Origin of the sequence: Zunongwangia atlantica 22II14-10F7 (assembly GCF_002094855.1) — a bacterium.
In the GTDB taxonomy this organism is placed as follows: Bacteria; Bacteroidota; Bacteroidia; order Flavobacteriales; family Flavobacteriaceae; genus Zunongwangia; species Zunongwangia atlantica.
Map to the genome: position 1 here is coordinate 263812 of NZ_ARYN01000001.1, position 19792 is coordinate 283603.

Here is a 19792-nt window from a genome sequence, read left to right on the forward strand (position 1 = left end):
AACTCATGAGGCTTTTTAATGTTTTCCGCAGAAAAATTATTCTGCTTTATCTACTACTAAACGTTCGTCACGGTTAGCAATTTCCCATGCTGTTAAGAAAACAAGTCGGGTTCTTTTAGATAATGCTTCGTAGTTAATTTTATCTGGTGTATCTGTAATTTTATGATAATCGGCATGAACTCCGTTAAAATAAAATATTACAGGCACATTATTTTTAGCAAAGTTGTAATGGTCACTTCTATAATAAAAACGGTTAGGATCGTTTTCGTCATTGTAAGTGTAATCTAAATCCATATTCATGTATTTAGTATTTACATTTTCACTAAGTTCGTGAAGATCTGTACTTAATTTATCACTACCAATTAGGTAAACATAGTTATCGTTTCCTTCGTGATCTGGATCGATACGACCAATCATATCGATGTTAAGGTTTGCTACAATTTCTGCTAGAGGAAAGATTGGATTATCTGTGTAAAATTTAGATCCTACCAGTCCTTTTTCTTCACCAGTGTTGTTAAGGAAAAGAATAGAACGTTTTGGAGTGTAACCATCTTTTACGGCTTCAGAAAATGCCTGAGCAATTTCTACAACACCCATACTTCCAGAAGCATCATCATCTGCTCCGTTAAAAACGTTTCCGTCTTTATCCATTCCTACGTGATCGTAGTGCGAAGAAATTACTAAAATTTCTTCAGGTTTTTCACTTCCTTTAATAAAAGCAACTACATTTTCTGAAGCTTTTGTGTCTCCTCTAAAATAGCTTTTTGGAACTTCCTGAAAGTAATCGTCACCACCTAAAGCAGATGGGATATCAAACTTTTTATATTGTTCTTTTAAGTATTCAGCAGCTTTTTTCTGTCCTGGTTCTCCTGTCTCACGACCTTCAAACTCATCACTTGCAAAAATATAAACACGCTCCTTAAGGTCTGAAGGTGTAATGGTTTCAGCATATTTCATTGGATCGGCCTTGTCTACATCTTTTTGATGTGCGCCACATCCAACTAAACTAGCAGTTAGGGCAAATACTAATAATTTTTTCATTTTGGTTTTTTCGAATTTAAATACGGTTGCACAATATAGTAGTTTATCTCAAATTACGCACTTCTCCTTGTTTTTTTCTTCGGAATCCTCGCTAAAAGCGATATTGGTTAATTTTGAAGCTAATTATTTTAGCGCTTTCTCAATTGCTTCTTTCACTAAAGGCTGCATAACATCGTATCCTGCTGAAGTTGGGTGCACACCATCTGATGCATATTCTTTCTTCATTCCTTGTTGCTCGTTGGCCAAAGCCGGGAAATAATCCAGATAAATATGCCCATTTTCTTCAGCATAAGATTTTAACCAGTCGTTTACTTCGGCAATCTTAGCTACAGGTTCTAATCCCGGGCGCCAGGGATAATCGTAAACGGGAAGAATAGAGCTGAGCACTACTTTAATGTTATTTGCAGTCGCAAGCTGGGCCATAGCTTTAATATTATCGGTAATCATTTTAACTGAAGAAAACCCGGTATTTCCTGCAATATCATTGGTGCCGGCTAGGATTACTACTACTTTTGGTTGTAGATCGATCACGTCTGGAGTGAATCTAATTAGCATTTGCGGTGTTGTTTGCCCGCCAATACCACGACCTATATAATTATTTTCTGTGAAGAAGTCTGGATGTTGGTCGTACCATCCCTGAGTGATAGAATTTCCCATAAAGACGGCAGTAATCTCTTTATTTTCCTGTTTTACAGTTTCGTTAGCCTCTCGATAACGCTTTAAATTTGGCCAATCCTGACTCATAAGTTCTTTGTATTTTTCGTTTTGTGCAAAGACTCCGGTGCTTAAACATAGCAATCCTAGATAAAATAAATACTTTATTTTCATAATCTGGTTAGGTTTATAATTGTAAATGTAAATAAAAGCAGATATGTATTTTAATATTCGATAAAAACAGTGCTGTTTTTTATTGAATATCAGTCTTGTAAAAAATCGAATAAAAATTATTGAATTTTTATTGTGTAGAAAGGAAAAAGCTTTCTATATTTGCATCCGCTAAGGAGAAATGGCAGAGTGGTCGAATGCGGCGGTCTTGAAAACCGTTGAGGGTCACACCTCCGGGGGTTCGAATCCCTCTTTCTCCGCCACAAAAAAACCGCAGATTTTTCTGCGGTTTTTTTATTCCCAAAATTGCCATTTTGAAATCTCTTAAATGCAATGTCCAATTCTTAGAATGATTGATCTATTTTGATATTATATGTAAAAGCATATAATTTTCGTATTTCACCTTAAATTATATGGAATTACATATAATTTAGTCAATTTACTAAGTCCAATTCAAAATTCTTTTTTAAGTGAAGAGATGCAGGAGTCTTTTGTTGAACTATTGGAAAAAAGATATTTTATTCTGTTCAATATTTTAATTTAATCAGAATAATTTGTGATGTAAAGTCATTTCTTAATTAAGAAATTATTAGGCTATTTTTCTTTAAAGTTGGCCGCTACGTTTACCCATCATTGGTTCTAATTTATCCCATAAAGATTGCTCTAAGAGTTCCATAAGGTTTAAATGTTCTTTTTTATCATACTCAGGTATGTTTGGTTTAAATACTGAAATTTTAATTTGAATATTGTCTGGAATCCAATACTGCAAATTTAAGGCGTAGGTTGATTTCGATCCTGCTCCTAAATGTTCGCGCATTCGCTTTTGAAAACTTTTTTCCTGACTAATCCCTACATAAAGTGTTTTGCTGGAGCGCTTATTATATTTTGAATAACAGCGGCCTTCTATTTTATTTTTCTTCGCTATATCAAAAGCTTGACCTATTTCTTTTGAACAATTCTCATCAATTAACTGAATGCAATAAATGGGATCGAAATCAATTTTGCTAAAGGTATACTCAACTAATTCATTAATGTCACAGGAAGATTCTTTTAAACTTGTTGAATTTATTTCTAAGCTAAACGTAGTTGATTCAACTTCAATTTTATCAATTAATTTTATAGTGTTTTCTAGTAGTTTTTTACTGTATTCTTTTTGTTTCTTCCAATCGATCATAATTACATTTTTTTGATTCTTTTCCATTCCCTGTAAATTTTATATACAGTATAGGCAACCCAAATTAGTGGAATGAGAACTAACCATTGACTTTCAGAAAATAAAACTATAAGTATAAGTCCTAGGAAAATATGACCTAAATAATCGTTAGAACGCTTTTTAAGTAAAATTAATCTATATCGCAACAGTTCCTTGTTTTTTCGGTGATCCCTTAGAACATTTATTAATCTTCTTTCAAACGAAAATTCTATTATGCCAAGATTTTCTGGATAGATATAAACACATGGAATTTTATTTTCTCTAAAAACTTTCTTTTTTTCACGGTAATTATCACGATCTTTAGATGTGTTATTCCAACGTCCCAAAAACTCCATATAAACACCGTAATTAGGTAAATAAAAATCAGCCTTTCTGTATTGTTTTGAATCATTAAAAAGACCTACTACGGGTTTTTCCTGGATATAGCGGATATTTTCAAATTCAAGAAATTCAGCTAAGAATGCTTCTCCTTCAGATGGAGTATAATTGCTATTTATAACACCGCTATCTTTTTTAGCATTTATTTTTTTTATACTTTTTGTATCTATATATGAAATCATTTGTCTTTCTTTTTTTGATGTAACTTAAATTGTGATAAATATGCTAGTATGTCTTTTGAAACATCGTAGTAGAGAAGCTATATAAATATTATTTGATAAAACAATTTTAAATTATTTCTAATCTATCCGTTTTAAACTTTTTTCTTATTCTGTGCTCGATACAACACCTCATCCTGCTTTTTCAAATTTGCTTAGATCCTGAAATCGAAGATTCAACCTTTTTAATTAAGCCCGCCTGCCGGATGGGCAGGTTTAGGGTGACGGTATTTATGTTCTAAGCGTTTTCCACAATAGCAATTTCCTCTTCGGTTAGGCCGTAAAGCTCGTACACCATTTGGTCGATTTGATGGTCGAGTTGGTTAATTTGCGTTTGTAGCTCGACCGCTTTTTTCTTGTTGTCTTCAAAAAGCTCCATCCACTCAAACTCATCTTTTTTGGTAAGTTTTGGGATTTCTTCTTGCTTGTTTTTACAACGCTCACGGTTTTCCTTACTAATGGCTTTATTAAGTTCTTTGATAAACTCGCCAAAATCTAACTCGTGCCAGTTTTGGAGTTTTTTAGAGAGTTTTTCTATGGGAAATTGTGATAATAGATAGTTTTGGAATTTTGAACTGCTTTTATTTTTCAGTAATACTAAGTCTATCATTTTATTTGATAAAGATTCAAAATATTTTGAATTCTTTTGTACTACAAAAGGAAGTTCTAATAATTGAGACCGTTTTACTTTTGGAAATGTTTTTTTATTATCAGAAAAGGTGTTTTTAAAATAGAAAAATAAAAGTTTTGAATTCAGTATGCAAAGAAGAAAAAGGAGACCGTTATCGTCATTTATTTTATTTATAACATATGTAGTCTGATCTGTATACATTTTTGTATTATCAAAACAAGTCATAATTTTTTTTCCTAATATTTGACGAACAATTAGTTTGTCTTTTTCGAAGATATCAGGTGTCCTAAAAGCTTGATTTGAAAAAAGTTTTTCATTTTCAATTTTATAATCAATATAAATATTGTCGTAAGAATAATAATAAGAATCAATATTCTTACCTAAAAGGAAAGGCTTATGATTTATATCTTTCTTCTTATTATAAAGTAATTCCTTTCGAACCTTTATCCCATTTTTAACATTATAATGCTTTCCTACTCGAGAATGATTATTCATTTTAGAAATTATAGATAATGATTCAATTTTAAAATTTTCGTTTATCAAATAGTCTTGTTCCTTAAATGCACTCAAGGGCACTTTTTTTTGAGAGAAAAATTCATCATTATTTATAGTAATAAATTCAGTAATTTTAGAATCGAGATTGTTAGTAATTATAAAAATAACTGTTTTAACACTCGCATCTTCAAAAATATCTTTTTCACTAGATACTATTTTTTCTAATGAATGTTGATCTAATATAAATTTGCGTAGCGGCTTATCATAATCGTTAGTTAAAAATACGGAAGGGGTTATAAATGAAAGAACCCCCTTGAAATTTATTAAATTACAAGATTTCTCTATAAAGAGTTTATATAAATCTAATTGATAGGAAGTCGTTTTATAATGTTTTAAGTAATAATTTTTTTCTTGATCATTAAATAATTCACGGCTTCTAACATAAGGCGGATTTCCAATTACCACATCAAAACCTCCTTTTGCAAAAACTGCCGGAAATTCTTCTTCCCATTTAAAAGCCTTATCGCCGGCAACGCTTTTAGCATCGATCAAAGAATTACCACATTTAATATTGCTGCTTAGATCGTTTAACTTTCTACGGGGTTGCGCGGTACGTAACCAAAGCGAAAGTTTGGCAATTTCTACACTTTCTTCGTTAATATCTACACCGTAAATATTGTTTTCTAAAATGGTATTTTCAATATCACTAAACACGATCGCGCCACCCAAAACTTTGGCTTTAAGCTCGTCGATATACGCGTGTTCTGCAATAAGAAATTCTAAGGCTTGGTTTAAAAATGCACCCGAGCCACAGGCAGGATCGCAAATAGTAAGCTGTAATAACCAATCTCGATAAGTGTCGAGCGTGGCAATTAATTTCTTTTTGGTAGCGGTTCGTGTTCCTTTTTTTACTTCAAAATATTCTTCTTCCCGAAACTCGAGTTCTGTTTTCTTTTCTTCACAAAGCTTGCCTACGGTATTTTCAACAATATATTTAGTAATGTATTTAGGCGTGTAAAAAACACCGTCTTTTTTACGTTTACTCTTCTGCTTATCAAAATTATCACCTTCAATTTCAGCATTAACGCTTTCAATTTCATTTAGCGAATTTTCAAAAATATGCCCCAGAATATTTACATCAACCTGACTTTCAAAATCGTAAGCAGAAAGTTTTGCGGTGTGCTTGTAAAGCAATTCATCATTGATCTCTAAAAGATCTAAAATAGCATCAGGTTTAAAAAGTCCGCCATTATAAGCAAAGATCTCTGCTTTTTTATCGGTGCCTTTTCGGCCGGTGTCCAGATAACTAAAGTAAAGTTTAAAACGCTCGTACAACGGTTGGTTTACATCCAGGTCTTTAAGCTTGTTCCAATCTTCGATAATCTGTAAAATGGCGTTGGGCGGTAACAGTCCGCGATCTTCAGCAAAAAAGATAAACAGAAAACGATCTATTAATTTCTGCGACTTTTTAAATAAGGTGAGCTTTACGTTTTTTTCGAGGCGTTGTTGTTCCTGTAATTCTTCAGGAGATCTCTCGACTTCGCTCGAGATGACATTCGATGCACCAGCTTTTAATTTTTTAGCGTTATTTCTCACTAAATCGCGATACAATTCACGTTTAAAAACCGAATAATCTTTATAAAAACCTTTGGTGATCTGGCTTTCTTCTACCAACGACGCTTCTTTAATTTCTAAAGGCAAACCGCTTAAGAGATTCTCTTTTTGAAGACATAAGTAGAGTAGGGCAAAGCGGTCTTCGGTTAAACTAAACAAATCGAATTCTAAAAACTCGGTTGCATCGTTAATATAAAATCGAAGTTTTTCGAAATTAGAAGTAATTACATATACACAACCTTTTTGATTGGCTTTGTAATCGAACGCCTGTTGGCGAATCCCTTCTAAGTGTTTGGTGTTGGTGCCTTTAAGTTCGATAACGCCCAAGGCTATATTTTCTTTTAAAATGGCACCATCGGCCTTACGAGAGTTGGTTTGGTTTTTATATTCGGCTACCAGATTATAGTTCGCGTTAGGCTTCATGGTATAATCTAAAACCTTTACAAACAACTCGGTAAGAAAAATACCTTGATATTCTTCTTCTTTCGAGCTTTTTATGTTTTCCTGAATTTTAGGATCTAAAAAGTATTTGCTAAACTTTTTATACGCCTTAGAAATCTGGTTTTGGTCTTGGGCTTTAAGGTATTTTTTTAAAACCGAAGTTTGAAATAATGCCATTTGATCTTTTGAAATATCTTTGAAGCCTAAAAATAAACAAAAGAAAATTGTAGCCTAGTTTTAGTGCTGAGAAGTTTTCTTGATCGGGTAATATTATTCAATTTTAATAGTTAATTTTATGGGAAACCGTACTGGTTTTTGAAGGAATATAAGTACATTTATTTTCCCAAATCTATCATTTATGTACCGAGTTAACCCCTTTTTGCACAAAAATCGCTATATCATTATTTTTATCTTAAGTGTTCTAATTATGTGGCTATTATTAGATGGCTTATATAATAGTAAATTGTCTTAAGATCGCAGCGACAATTTTTTTGGCACCGCCAAAGGGTATAATACCCCGAGGCTTGCCTCAAAATTAAAAATTTGTTTTCAACGAATGTCTCGAGGGCTTGCCCCGAGGTGCTTTACTTGAAATAAAAAATGAACTTATTAAAGTCGATATTCGATATTTTCAGATCATTTTTTTAAAGGTTTGTATGTAAAATTTTGACTGTAAATTTCGAATCTTAGATTAAATTATCATCATTCAAACTTAACATTCATTTTAAGAATTTCAATTTAAATTCGCGGGCGCAAAACACCTGTAGTAATGACGAAAATTTTTAATCTGGAAATTAAGCAACCCATAGATTTTGAAAATCCTTTTATAATAGAAAATATTATTAAAAGTAAAATGCTAAATCATTTGGACGGAGAGTACACGATAAATAGTGTAAGTTTATCTCTAAACCGTAAAGATAATTATGTGTTAATCGTGGCGGTAAAACTTTTAGCTAGTTAGCATTCGCGATTCCGCCAAAATTTTCACTTCGTTTTACCTCGCTATTTTCGATGTCGTTTAAATTGATTTTAAAAACTCCGTTTTGAGGTGTTAGATTATGGTTATAGTCGTTTAAACCTCCAATAATATATAATTGATGATCATAAATATGCATTGTAGGTGCAAATCTATTTATCGAGATTGCATATTCTTTAAGCTCTTTTGTAATTACATTAAAAGTGCATAACTTTCCGTTTTCGTAGATGTATAAAAGATTATTTTTTGTAGCCAAGGCAGGTTGGGCCATTTCCTCAAAAAGCAAAGCTTCTCGTTTCCATTTTCGGGTTTTAACGTCATAAGATTCAATTCCTTTTAAAACCTGGCCATTATAACCACCAACCATGTAAAATTTTTGATGAACTAAAATACCCTGAGTTTCCTTAGATTCTGGCATATTTCCTAGATCATACCATAAGCCAGTTTTTAAATTCTGAAGATGTATTTTGTTGGAATACTCTTTGTCTTCAGTTTTAGCATCTTTTTTTACAGATCCCCCCATAATTACCAAACTATTTTTATAGATAAAAGACGCAGCGTTTACTGCCATGTGTGGGTTTGTTTCATCGATACTTATTTCTTTATTGGCAATGTTGTAAATCTCTATTGTGTTATCCAGATATTCGTAGCGGCGATTTCTGGAAAGTGTCTTACCACCAAAAGAATATATTTTACCTTCATAATTACCAGCCTGATGCATAGCGCGCCTAGAGAAATTGGTATGATCTTCTTTTGTCCATTTATTGTCTTTTATATCGTAAATAAGTAAAACTGAACTGTATTCTTTATGATTAATAGAGAAGGTATTTTGCGATAAAGCTTTCATGATATTATCAGGTTCTGCCATGTTTTGTGCTTCTTCTGCAGATAGTTTTCTTGCAAAACCATGACTTTCTAAAGATGTGTTTCCAGAAACTACGTAAATTTTATCTTCAATTAAAACAGATCCAAAATCGAATAAACCAAAGGGTAAATTTTCTACTTCTGTAAAAGGAACAGATTTAAAGTTTTTCTTATTGGAGCTTATACTTACTTCATCTAAACTTTCAGAAGCTTCTACCATTAATATTGGTGATTTTCTGGATAAAACTTCTCTAACGCTTAAGGATAATTTATTGTAATTCAGCATAGAGAAATAAATACTATCATTTAATGTAGCTTCCTCATAATTTATACTGAATTTACCTTCGCTATCGCTTACAACACCATTAATTTGATTGTTGTAATAGACATGAACACCTTGCAAAGGCGCTTTAGAAGCACTATCTAAGATTACTCCTTCAAGGCTTTGTGCAAATGACTGAATAGCAAATAGCATAACTATTCCTATTGCTAAAATATTTCTCATGTCTATAATTTTTGGGAAAGACTAATTTCTTTAAAGGTATAAAAACTAAGAGGCAAAATGCCCAATCTCATATTAAATTATTCTATACTTAACATTTAGAAATAGAAAAGGCTACTTGTGTAAAGCAGCCTTTTCATCTAAACAATTATAATGAAAATATATTCTCAAAGTAAACTGAGAATTTTTTAAAAATTATTCTTCCTTCTTTTTATAAAACCAGTAAAATATCTGCGGAAGTACGGTAAACGATAATAGCATACAGATCAATAATCCGCCTACGATCATAATGGCCAGTGGCTTTTGAACTTCAGAACCCATTCCGTTAGAAAGTGCTGCAGGTAAAAGTCCTAAAGAGCCCATTAAAGCGATCATAATTACCGGACGGATTCTACTATAAACTCCTTCTGAAATGGCCTGTTTTAAAGGCATATGCTCTAAGTTTTCTTTCATTACGGCAACCAGGATAATTCCGTCGATGGTACATACGCCAAACAGGATGATAAAACCAATTCCTGCCGAAATTCCAAAGATGGTTCCCGTAAGCCAAAGCGAGATAAAACCGCCAATAAAAGCAAACGAAAGCGTTGAAATACAAATAAGCGTGTCTTTTATATTTCCAAAATTCATATACAGTAAAAAGACGATCAGTAACAGCACGGCGGGTACAATATAACTCAGCTGTTTGGTAGCACGTTCTTTACTTTCAAACTCGCCGGCCCATTCCACTTTTGTATTTTCAGGAAACTTGATCTCTTCGTCTACCGCTTTTTGTGCATCTGCAATCGTGCTTCCCAAATCGCGCCCGTCGATACTAAAACCAATCCCGGTATAACGACTGCTACCTTCCCGATAAATAAATGCGGGGCCGGTTTTAAATTCAATATCGGCGATATTTTTTAGCGGAACTTTTTTACCATCTAACGTTGGTATCAAAATATTAGCAATCTCTTCTTCACTATCACGGTAAGCTTTTTCAAAACGAATTTGCAGATCAAATTTTCGCTCATCTTCGTAAAAATAAGAGGCTGTTTTTCCGCCAATAGCCATCTCGATCACGGCTTGTGCATCTTCGGTACTTACTGCGTATTGCGCCATTTTATTTTCCTGAAGACTAATGCGCAACTCGGGTAAGCCAATGTTTTTATAAACCAGCACATCGGTGATTCCTTCAATTTTACTAATGGTTTTGGCCACTTTATTGGCCTGTTCTTCCATCTGAAACAAATTGTTACCAAATATTTTGATCACCAGCGAGCTTTTTACGCCGGCAACAAATTCTTCCACATTATCTTGAATAGGCTGACTAAATCCAAAGGTGATTCCTTTAAATTCTGAAAGACTTTCTTTCATTTCGGCAATCAATTCGTCTTTATTTAAATCGCGATCCCATTCGTCTTGCGGTTTTAGCTGAATATGGAATTCATTATTGAAAAATCCCGTAGGATCTGTACCATCATTAGGTCTTCCGGTTTGGTTCAGCACAAATTTTACTTCGTCAAAACTGCGTAATTTGGCTTTGATCTCTTTTCCGGTTTTTACCGATTCTTCCAAACTCACACTATTGGGCAGCGTAGCTCTGATATATACCGCGCCTTCATTTAACTGCGGAATAAACTCCGTCCCATAATTCAGGATTTTAAAAATACAGAGTGCAAAAATTGCTGCAAAAACGCCCAAAGTGAGCTTTCTGTGTTTGGTGGTAAATGAAAATAGCCTGAAAATATTTCCGCGGAAAAAATTAACCACAGGATTATTTTTTGCTGAAACGTGCTTTTTCAATAAGACTTTACACATTGCCGGCACAAAAGTTAAACTGAGCAATAATGAGCCTAAAAGTGCATAACCTAAAGTGTACGCCAGCGGAGTAAACATTTTTCCTTCTACCTTCTGAAACGAGAAAATAGGGGAAAGCGCGATAATTAAAATCAGTTGCGCAAAGAAAATATGTGGGGCTACTTTGCTCACGTTTTCCCGAATTAGATCGGTTTTTGAGATTTTATTGTAGCGCGCTACTCCCAGTTCTGCAGATTTTTCTTCTAGTTTTACATAAACGGCTTCAACGATTACCAGCGTTCCTTCCAGCAATAATCCAAAATCTAGCGCGCCCATCGAGATCAGGTTGGCAGGCATTCCCTGAATGCGCAACAATGTAATACTGAATAAAAATGAAAGCGGAATAATTAAAGCTACCGTTATTGTGGTTCTCCAGTTAAATAGGAAAACCAAAACGATAAGCGAAACCAAAACGATGCCTTCTACCAGGTTTTTGCTTACGGTTTTTACAGTAGAATTTACCAGTTCGGTACGGTCGATAAAGGGTTTTATTTGTACATCTTTAGGCAGGATGCGTTCGTTTAATTCGGTGATCTTATCTTTTAAACGCTCGATAACTTCCGCAGGATTTTCACCACGAAGCATTACCACAATACCTTCTACCAGATCTTCATCATCATCTAAACTTACCTGGCCTAATCTTGGTTTTGCGGTAAGTTCAACTTGAGCGACATTTTTAACCAAAACCGGAGTCTGATTGTGTGTGGTGATAAGTGTATTTTCGATATCGGCGATGCTGGTTAACAATCCCACACCGCGCACTACGTAAGCTTGCTGACCTTTCTGAATAATATCGCCACCAACGTTGATGTTACTTTTAGTAATGGCCTCATAAATATCGAGCGGTGTAAGATCGTATTGCTCTAAAGCCGTTGGATTTACCTGAATTTGATAGGTTTTTTCTTCGCCTCCAAAACTTTGTACATCAGAAATTCCCGGAACGGCCAGAAGTTCGCGCTCGATTACCCATTCCTGAATGGCAGAAAGTTCTTTGATAGGTCGCTCACTCTCGATCACATACCTGAAAATCTCTCCCGTAGCGCCGTAAGGAGGATCGATCTCGGCATCGGTTCCTTCGGGTAAGTCTACGCCCTGCAATCGGTTGGCGGCGTATTGCTGCGCGTAAAAATCTTCAACATCATCTTCAAAAATAATGGTCACTACAGATAAACCGAAAAGTGAAATAGAACGAACATCAGACTTTTTAGGAATGGTGTTCATCTTTTTCATTATGGGGAGCGTGACAAATTTCTCGACTTCTTCAGCGCTTCGTCCCGGCCATTGCGTAATGATCCTTGCTCTGGTATTGGTCACATCAGGGAAGGCTTCAATAGGCGTGTGAATGTAACTGTATACGCCGATGACAGCGAGTAAACCGGTTAAGAAAAAAACAATAAGGCTGTTTTTTAACGAAAATGAAACCAGTGCATTGGTGAATTTTTCCATACTATTTTCTTTCCGGGGTTTTTAAAGTGAAGCACTACTTTCAAAAAGCAGTAGCGCGTTATGGGTAGCGATCTGGTCACCTTCGGTTAAACCTTCTTTGATATAGAAACTGTCTTCGTCTTGCGAAAGAATTTCTACTTCGCTTATTCTTGGCGTGCAGCGATCATCTAGCAAAACCGTGTAATACGCATTATTACTGAACACCACGGCCTTTGCAGGAATATGTGGAGCCTGTTCTTCTGTTTTATTTTTTACGATAGCTTCTACACGCAAGCCGGGTTTTAAGAAAAGCGCTTTGTTTTCAAGAACAATTCGGGCTTTAAGCACGTTATCTTCCGGAGCCAGCACATTAGAAATTCGGTCTATTTTTCCTTCAAAAGTTTTATCGGGATAACTGCTGCTTTTTATAGAAACCGGCATTCCTTCAGCAACCGCATCGATATCGGTAGCATAAATATTTACGTTGATCCAAACTTCATCCAGATCTGAAATCGTAAACAAAGGATCACCTTCGGCACCAATTTGCATTCCGGCGGCAATTTTATTGTCTACCACAAAACCACTTCTAGGTGCTTTTATTTGAAAAACGCCTTTCTCCGGGCTGGCGCTATACAGCTGAAGATTGGTTTGCAGCTTTTGTAAATCTGATTCTAAATTTGCTTTTTCACTTTGCGCGGCAATCAATTCTTTTTCTGAAGCAATCCCATCGTCATAGAAACTTTGGGTAGATTGCAATTGGCGTTTTGCCACCTCGAGATTGGCTTTTAGTTGTTTGATTTCAGCTTCTATCCCGTTGAGTTCGGTACTTTTTATTTCGGCTAAAACCTGATTTTTTTCTACTTTATCTCCTAGGGTGAAATAAGTGTTGGTGATAATCCCGCCCACCAGGCTCACATAGTTTACCACGGCGTTAGGATTGTAAGCTACAACACCATTAAGTCGCAGGCTGCGCACAACCTGATCGTTTGTGATCTTTAAAGGCTGCAAGGCACTAAATTCTTTTTCAGAAAGACATTGCTGTGCGGTTTCGGTTTTTTTAGGTTCTTCTTTGCAGCCTATGAAAAGCAGTGTGCTAAAGGCAAATACAAGTGGAAATTTTATGCGGTGTATACTGTTCATTAGTTCGGGGTTTTAAGTTCTAGTCCGGTGCTGTATTTTAATTCTTCTAAATCGTCAAAGTATTCCTGTTGATTTTCTAGGATGCTACGTTTGGTATCGATATACGATTCCAGAAAATCCATATACGTGATGATATTGATGTTTTGCAGCTTAAAATATTCGGTATAGGCATCCATCGTTTTATCTAAACCTGTTAGATAATCGGCGTCGATGCTATCAAAAAATGCAGCTGCTTGTAATACATTTTGGTAGTTTTTGCGCACTTCTTCGCGTACTTCCAGCAGCTTGTGTTGGTTGAGATAATTTTGTTGTTCTACGGCAAATTCAGCTTTTTTAATATTGCCTTTATTCCTATCGAAAAATGGAAGATCGATCGAAAAACCAACTCCAATAAAATCGCGCAGAATATTCCCGCCACGATCATAGCCCAAAGAAACCGCGACATCTGGTACAGCCTGCGCTTTTTCGTAGCTCAATTCGTTTTGCGTTTGTGTAATTTGCAATGCGCTAAGCGCCACATCTGGTCGGTTTTTTAAAGCTTCTTGCTGTAGATAATTCAACGTATACTGAAACGGAAGCTGGTAAGTTTCCTTAAGTTGAAAATTAGGCTGAAACGATAATTGCGTACTTTCAGTAAGGTTAAGCATCACAACCAGCTCTTCATTTTTTTCGTTAAGAATTTTTCGCTCTTCGATAAGATCGTCTTTAATGCCAAGCAGCGATGCCTGTAAGCGTATGAGTTCTGCTTTGTTTACATTGCCCTCGTCGTATTGCTTTTGATACGCTTTTACGATACTTTCTAGCGAAATTAGCTGGCGTTCCAGCATTAAAACATAGCCCTCGTGAAACCTAAACGCATAAATAGATTTCCTGAATTCGGTTTTAAGACTCAATAGAAAATCTTCCAGGTAAGCCTGAGCTTTTTCTTGCTCAACTTTTGCAAGTGCTACCCGTTTTTTACGCTTTCCGGCGGTTTCAATAACCTGTTCTAATTGGGCTGAAACCTGACGATAATTCCCAAAACTGTCACTGCCAAAAAGCGAAGGTTGAGCTTCACCGGTGCGCTGTTGATAAGCTGTCGCCCAAAGATTCATCTCATCTACCGTAAGCGTAGGATTGGGCCAAACTTTTGCCTGGATCACTTCAGCAGCTGCTTGATCTATAGAAAGACGCTCGGCCAACAGTGGTAAATTATTTTTTAAGAGTAGATTTTCAGCCTGCTCCAAATCGAGCACCAGTGTATCTTGCGTTTGCGCCTGTAATCCATTTAGGTAAGCGCAGAAAATCAATAATAGGGGATATAGACTTCTTTTTTTCATTCTTCAATTTCTTCGGAACAAAAGAAGAAATCAAAGCTTAGAGTAAAATTTGAAGGATATTAAAAACAGATTAAAGCAGATTAAAATTTTTTAATGTTGGGTGAAATGATAAGAATCACTGTGGGAACTGAAGCTGAATTTTAGTGAACTCCTGCGGTTTGCTGGTAATCGTGTATTCAATTTTATGCAGTTGAAAAACCTTAAGCGCAATGCTCATTCCTAATCCGTTGCCCTGAAATCCAGACGTATTATTTCCGCGGAAGAAAGGCTGATTGATGTATTTTAGGTCTTTTTCTAAAATCCCAATACCGTGATCTAAAATTTCAATTTGCAACTGATTTTTTTCTTTAAAAATCCTGATCGACACCGGTTTGGTTTCAGAAAATTTAGCGGCATTTTCGATACAATTAAAAAGCGCCATATACAGCAAGGTTTCATTTCCTTTAAACAGAAGCGCGCTAAAATCTTCAGGCAAAACCTCTAATTTCACCTGGAATTTTTCTTCAGGATAAACTTCAGAAAGCTTCTCGATAATTTGCCAGATAATTTCGTCGATTCTAAGCTTCTCTTTGTACTGTATTTTTCGGTTTAAATTAGAAAGTGTGAGCAAATGTTCCAAAATTTGCTGTAACTGCTGTGCTTCCTGTAAAACCCGTGCCGATGTTTGCTGATATTCGATATTTTCACGCTCTTTTTTTAAAGCGATCTCCAACTGATTGATAATACTTGCCAGCGGTGTTTTAAGTTCGTGCGAAGAAAAATCGACAAAGTTTTTTTGCTGTTCGTAACCGGTTTCAATTTCACTTAGAAGCGAATTAAACGCTTGGAATAACTCTTCTAGCTCGTCTTTAGAACTGTTGTAAGAAAGCTGCAGCGGTGTTTTGTTTAAATTAAGACGATTTACCTGTTTTATAATATCTCTAACGGGTTTGTAAGCCAGTTTAGAAAGATAGGAGGTAAGCACGATCAAAATCGTCATAGCGATTAAAAAACTAATCGCCAAAATACCAATTAACCTATTTTTTTGTCCTTGAATTAACGGATTTGTAGCCTTTACCAAAACCACAAAATCACCCTGATTATCCTGATAAAACAAGCCGTGATAATACGTATCGTCTTCCCTAAAATTGAGGTTGCCTTTTTCTTTAATTTGAGTGATTTTCTCACTCCAATCTTTTTCTAATTCTTTGGTATTAAAGGCGATGCTTCCGTTTTCGTTAAAAATACTTACTTCCTGGTCTGCACTTAGATTATAAAAAGCATCCTGGATGGGCTGAAATCCTTTTTGGCTAAGCTCATCACGCTCCAGGTAAAACATCGCAGAGATTTTAGCAGTTCGTGATAATTCCTGAAAATAGATGTTTTTTGAACTCTGATAAAAGGCAACATAAATGATCACAGAAGAAACCAGAAAAACAAGTCCAAAAAGTAAACTTGAAATTAGCGTTATTTTCTTCTGAATTTTCATTAATTCTCGGCAATCATATAGCCGCGGCCTTTTATGGTGTGGATAAGTTTAGTTTCGCCTTTGGTATCTATTTTACTTCGCAGATACGAAATATAAACGTCGATCACATTGGTATAAGTGTCTTGCTGGGTTTTCCAAACATTTTGTAAAATGGTTTGGCGGCTTACCACTTCGTTTTTATGTTCTAATAAAGTTTTTAGTAGTAGAAATTCTTTTTGTGACAGATCAATAGCAATGCCATTGCGTTCTACTTTATGCGCTTTGTAATTCAGTTTTAAGTTATTGCAAAATAAATCTTCCTGAAGCTGCTGCTGGTAGTTGTTAGTGCGGCGATTTAGTGCATTAATCCTGGAAATGAGTTCCTGAAAATGAAAAGGTTTTACCAGGTAATCGTCGGCACCTTTGTCTAGTGCTTTAATTTTATCTTCAGGCTCTCCTAAAGCGCTAAGAATGATAATTGGCGTAATTATTTTTTTAAACCGAATAAGTTCGCAAAGTTCGATTCCTGAAAGTCCGGGCAGCATTATATCAAAAATAAATAAGTCCCAGTCTTCCTGAAAAATTACATCGCGAGCTTTAAAACCATCCTGTTCTAAACGTACAGAAAAGCCTTCTTCCAATAGGCCTTTGCATAAAGATTCGCCCAGGTGTTTATTATCTTCGACTAATAAAGTTTTCATTTTTAATACTTAGGCTTTTCAGTAAAATTAAAGTTTAGAATATAAATTTTTTGAAAAACACATTCATTACTATTTTAAAATAATCCTTGAGGCGACCTCGTTTTATTGGCACCGCCAAAGTGTATAATACACCGAGGTAGTTTATTTCAATTAAAGCACAAAGGTAAACGATGTTTTTGGGATTGAATTTTAAAATAGCACTAAAAAAATGTTGCCGATTTTATATAAAATCGGAATCTATTTTTTAAAACTTTTAATGATTTTGCTGATTAGTTTAACCACAATCAAAACAATAATTCCAACAACTAAACCAATGCAAAATTCAGTAATAATGGAAGGGATTTTAGGAAAAATATCGTGAAGAAAATCTAAATTATGAACAAAAATCCCACCTGAAACCAGCATTAAAGCGATTGTTCCTATTACAGAAAGTCCTTTAATTACCTTTGGTAAGGCATTCACTAAAAATTTACCAATCTTATCTGAGAAGCTATCGTCTTCTTCGTTAAGGTTTATAAGTTTAGTGCCAAAATCGTCCATTCTTACAATTAGAGCAACAATCCCGTAAACACCAATAGTGGCTATAATTGCAATTAAAGAAACTACTACAATTTGAGTAGGAAGTTCAGCCTCTTCTACCGTTCCCAGGGCAATAATTACAATTTCTACAGATAAAATAAAGTCGGTTAAAATAGCCGATTTTACCTTGCCTTTTTCTCTTTCCAGGATTTCCTCTTTCGATAATTTTTCGGTAGTACTCACTTTTTTATGCTCTTTATGCGGAAAGAAAAACTCGTATACTTTCTCGGCACCTTCATAAGCCAGATAAAGTCCGCCAAAAAGCAATATGATATGAATGGCGGTAGGTACAAAAGCGCTAAGCAAAAACGCGAGTGGTAGGATAATTACTTTATTCAGTAAAGAGCCTTTGGTGATTTTCCATAAAACGGGCAGTTCTCTAGACGATACAAAACCAGAAGCTTTTTCAGCATTCACAGCAAGATCGTCACCTAAAATTCCGGCAGTTTTTTTTCCTGCAACTTTACTCATTACTGCAACATCGTCCATTAATGTTGCGATGTCATCTAACAAAGCGAAAAATCCAGAGGCCATAAAAATGTAAAATTTTTGGGAAGATAAGATTTATTTCTTTTCTGAAAGATTGAAATATGCGCTTAAGGCTAAGAATTAGAAGATTGATTTTTTATAGAAGCGCTTTTAACTATTTTGATAAAATGAATTAAAATAGCTGATGCGATATAGTTGAATTTGAGACTCTTTTTTTCTGAAGAAAAAGAAAAGCGGTTACTTCTATTGAAATAACCGCTTTTATAAATTTTATGAATCTCTTTTTAGAATACTCCTACAAAGTGATTTCCTGGCTCGTTGATTAACTGAGCACCTTCAGTAGCTTCCCCAGTTTCAGCATCGATAATATAAACATGTCCATCCTGCCCAACAGAAGAAATAGAAACATAAACATTACCCTCGTAAACTGCGAATCCCTGGTATTGTTGGAAATACATGTCGGCATCGTAAGGAAGGTCTACATTTTCAGCGGTCATAGCGCTTAAGTCTACTCTTGCAAGGAAACTTTGTGAACTACCACCATCGTTGAAGTTAGAAGGAGCAGAACCATCATGTCTATACATTACATAAGCGATGTTATTACCAACATATCTCCAGCTTTCTACGTAAGCTCCCTGAACACCTAACGCGCTATCTAAACTAAAATCGTAAGAATTGTCGTATTCGTTATCTGAATTTATTCTTAGGATATAAGAACCATTAGGATCTCTTTGTGTTGCCTGGTAAATATTACCATCTTCAGCTAAAAAGCTATTGAAACTTCTATATCCACTGGTATCACCATGTCCTAGAGTTGAAGTAATAACCTGAGGATTTTCTAGAGAAGGATAATCTAAAACAATAGCTTTAGAGCCTAATCTTTCAAAATCGTTAGTATCGTTTTCACCAGTGCTAGGATCTGTTTTACGCATCCAGGTACCAATTATTATTTTGTCTCCTGCCTCATTTAAAACCGGAGTGTCTAATCTAAAGATATGAAAACCCTGTGCTTCTTCTTCTTCAGATAAAGGCACTTCAAAATCGTTATTATTAGAGATTAGAGCATCCTGCAAATCGATAGTGATTGCAGTAGCTGTACCTCTTGTGTAAAGGTAATTGCCATCGTCATCTGTAGTTACCTGAGGAGAAGTTACATTCATAGCAACACCTGTTTGGTCACCATCAAAAAGTTTTACCCATCTTGGTGCAGTACCAGCGTACTGAGAGATGTTTACAACACCACCAGTAGGAACAAACTCGTCGCCTCCTTCTACAAGATATTTAGAGAATTCACCACCAGAATCACCACCATAAGCAATATTAAACATGGTGCTACCGTCTTCTGAAGCCTGTAATCTTGCTGTTCTTTGAGATCTTACCTGGTATCCATTTTCGAAAAGACGAATTTCGTGATTAGGATCTTCTATATCTTCTTTAGAAACCGAATAAATTACAGTTCCTCCATTCCCATTTCCAGGAGTTTCGTCCATGATTCCTCCGGCTACGGTAAACCATCTTTCGGTTTCAGAAGGAGGGTTTGGGTTTTCCCCCTGATCTCCTGGGGTGTCATCGTCACTACAACTTACGGTAAGAGCGCTAAATCCAACTATTGCTAGTCCAGAAAATAACTTGATAAAATTTCTTTTCATATTTAGGTA

The 19792-nt window shown here is 35.3% G+C and carries 14 protein-coding genes and 1 tRNA gene; 2 read left to right on the forward strand and 13 right to left on the reverse strand.

The genetic code is table 11. The annotated features are described in order from the left end of the window. Positions 1-36 precede the first annotated feature (36 nt). Positions 37-1041 carry a M28 family metallopeptidase gene (locus tag IIF7_RS01145; RefSeq protein ID WP_084839828.1) on the reverse strand — a complete coding sequence of 335 codons (1005 nt, stop codon included), beginning with the start codon at positions 1039-1041 and terminating at the stop codon, positions 37-39. Positions 1042-1164: 123 nt separating this feature from the next. Then, a complete protein-coding gene (locus IIF7_RS01150) occupies positions 1165-1869 on the reverse strand; it encodes an SGNH/GDSL hydrolase family protein (protein WP_084839829.1) in 705 nt (234 codons plus the stop codon). 172 nt (positions 1870-2041) lie between these two features. Between IIF7_RS01150 and IIF7_RS01155 the strand changes: the two genes are divergently transcribed. Continuing rightward, positions 2042-2129, forward strand: a tRNA-Ser gene (locus tag IIF7_RS01155). A 341-nt stretch (positions 2130-2470) separates the two neighbouring features. Here IIF7_RS01155 and IIF7_RS01160 read toward each other — a convergent pair. From IIF7_RS01160 to IIF7_RS01170, 3 genes are all read right to left on the reverse strand, one after another. Continuing rightward, the gene (locus tag IIF7_RS01160; protein WP_084839830.1) at positions 2471-3067 is read right to left on the reverse strand and encodes a hypothetical protein; all 597 of its coding nucleotides are present in this window, start codon (positions 3065-3067) and stop codon (positions 2471-2473) included. After that, positions 3043-3639 (reverse strand): hypothetical protein, encoded by a 597-nt coding sequence (locus IIF7_RS01165; protein WP_084839831.1) that lies wholly within the window; start codon positions 3637-3639, stop codon positions 3043-3045. The genes IIF7_RS01160 and IIF7_RS01165 overlap by 25 nt, the downstream gene beginning before the upstream one ends. 274 nt (positions 3640-3913) lie before the next feature. After that, positions 3914-7033, reverse strand: a complete 3120-nt coding sequence (locus tag IIF7_RS01170; protein WP_084839832.1) for an Eco57I restriction-modification methylase domain-containing protein — start codon at positions 7031-7033, stop codon at positions 3914-3916. Between the two features lie 592 nt (positions 7034-7625). On the opposite strand from IIF7_RS01170, the gene IIF7_RS01175 reads away from it, so the two are divergent. Then, on the forward strand, positions 7626-7817 hold the full coding sequence (locus IIF7_RS01175; protein WP_084839833.1) for a hypothetical protein: 192 nt from the start codon (positions 7626-7628) through the stop codon (positions 7815-7817). Here IIF7_RS01175 and IIF7_RS01180 read toward each other — a convergent pair. From IIF7_RS01180 to IIF7_RS01215, 8 genes are all read right to left on the reverse strand, one after another. Further along, positions 7810-9201 carry a Kelch repeat-containing protein gene (locus tag IIF7_RS01180; protein WP_084839834.1) on the reverse strand — a complete coding sequence of 464 codons (1392 nt, stop codon included), beginning with the start codon at positions 9199-9201 and terminating at the stop codon, positions 7810-7812. The genes IIF7_RS01175 and IIF7_RS01180 overlap by 8 nt on opposite strands. Positions 9202-9393: 192 nt before the next feature. Then, positions 9394-12480 (reverse strand): efflux RND transporter permease subunit, encoded by a 3087-nt coding sequence (locus IIF7_RS01185; RefSeq protein WP_084839835.1) that lies wholly within the window; start codon positions 12478-12480, stop codon positions 9394-9396. 21 nt (positions 12481-12501) lie between these two features. Continuing rightward, on the reverse strand, positions 12502-13599 hold the full coding sequence (locus tag IIF7_RS01190) for an efflux RND transporter periplasmic adaptor subunit (protein ID WP_084839836.1): 1098 nt from the start codon (positions 13597-13599) through the stop codon (positions 12502-12504). Continuing rightward, on the reverse strand, positions 13599-14918 hold the full coding sequence (locus tag IIF7_RS01195; RefSeq protein ID WP_084839837.1) for a TolC family protein: 1320 nt from the start codon (positions 14916-14918) through the stop codon (positions 13599-13601). Before IIF7_RS01195 ends, IIF7_RS01190 begins: the two co-directional genes overlap by 1 nt. Positions 14919-15033: 115 nt before the next feature. Further along, on the reverse strand, positions 15034-16386 hold the full coding sequence (locus tag IIF7_RS01200) for a sensor histidine kinase (protein ID WP_084839838.1): 1353 nt from the start codon (positions 16384-16386) through the stop codon (positions 15034-15036). Further along, positions 16386-17066, reverse strand: coding sequence for a response regulator transcription factor (locus IIF7_RS01205; RefSeq protein WP_084839839.1), 681 nt, complete (start codon positions 17064-17066; stop codon positions 16386-16388). Before IIF7_RS01205 ends, IIF7_RS01200 begins: the two co-directional genes overlap by 1 nt. Before the next feature lie 237 nt (positions 17067-17303). After that, positions 17304-18179 carry a DUF808 domain-containing protein gene (locus tag IIF7_RS01210; protein WP_084839840.1) on the reverse strand — a complete coding sequence of 292 codons (876 nt, stop codon included), beginning with the start codon at positions 18177-18179 and terminating at the stop codon, positions 17304-17306. A 239-nt stretch (positions 18180-18418) separates the two neighbouring features. Continuing rightward, a complete protein-coding gene (locus tag IIF7_RS01215; protein WP_084839841.1) occupies positions 18419-19783 on the reverse strand; it encodes a hypothetical protein in 1365 nt (454 codons plus the stop codon). Between the last annotated feature and the right edge of the window lie 9 nt (positions 19784-19792).

Coding starts and splice junctions, on each gene's coding strand:
- IIF7_RS01145 (WP_084839828.1), bottom strand. CDS start 1,041: ATGAAAAAATTATTAGTATTTGCCCTAACTGCTAGTTTAGTTGGATGT.
- IIF7_RS01170 (WP_084839832.1), bottom strand. CDS start 7,033: ATGGCATTATTTCAAACTTCGGTTTTAAAAAAATACCTTAAAGCCCAA.
- IIF7_RS01150 (WP_084839829.1), bottom strand. CDS start 1,869: ATGAAAATAAAGTATTTATTTTATCTAGGATTGCTATGTTTAAGCACC.
- IIF7_RS01160 (WP_084839830.1), bottom strand. CDS start 3,067: ATGGAAAAGAATCAAAAAAATGTAATTATGATCGATTGGAAGAAACAA.
- IIF7_RS01200 (WP_084839838.1), bottom strand. CDS start 16,386: ATGAAAATTCAGAAGAAAATAACGCTAATTTCAAGTTTACTTTTTGGA.
- IIF7_RS01205 (WP_084839839.1), bottom strand. CDS start 17,066: ATGAAAACTTTATTAGTCGAAGATAATAAACACCTGGGCGAATCTTTA.
- IIF7_RS01165 (WP_084839831.1), bottom strand. CDS start 3,639: ATGATTTCATATATAGATACAAAAAGTATAAAAAAAATAAATGCTAAA.
- IIF7_RS01190 (WP_084839836.1), bottom strand. CDS start 13,599: ATGAACAGTATACACCGCATAAAATTTCCACTTGTATTTGCCTTTAGC.
- IIF7_RS01195 (WP_084839837.1), bottom strand. CDS start 14,918: ATGAAAAAAAGAAGTCTATATCCCCTATTATTGATTTTCTGCGCTTAC.
- IIF7_RS01215 (WP_084839841.1), bottom strand. CDS start 19,783: ATGAAAAGAAATTTTATCAAGTTATTTTCTGGACTAGCAATAGTTGGA.
- IIF7_RS01175 (WP_084839833.1), top strand. CDS start 7,626: ATGACGAAAATTTTTAATCTGGAAATTAAGCAACCCATAGATTTTGAA.
- IIF7_RS01185 (WP_084839835.1), bottom strand. CDS start 12,480: ATGGAAAAATTCACCAATGCACTGGTTTCATTTTCGTTAAAAAACAGC.
- IIF7_RS01180 (WP_084839834.1), bottom strand. CDS start 9,201: ATGAGAAATATTTTAGCAATAGGAATAGTTATGCTATTTGCTATTCAG.
- IIF7_RS01210 (WP_084839840.1), bottom strand. CDS start 18,179: ATGGCCTCTGGATTTTTCGCTTTGTTAGATGACATCGCAACATTAATG.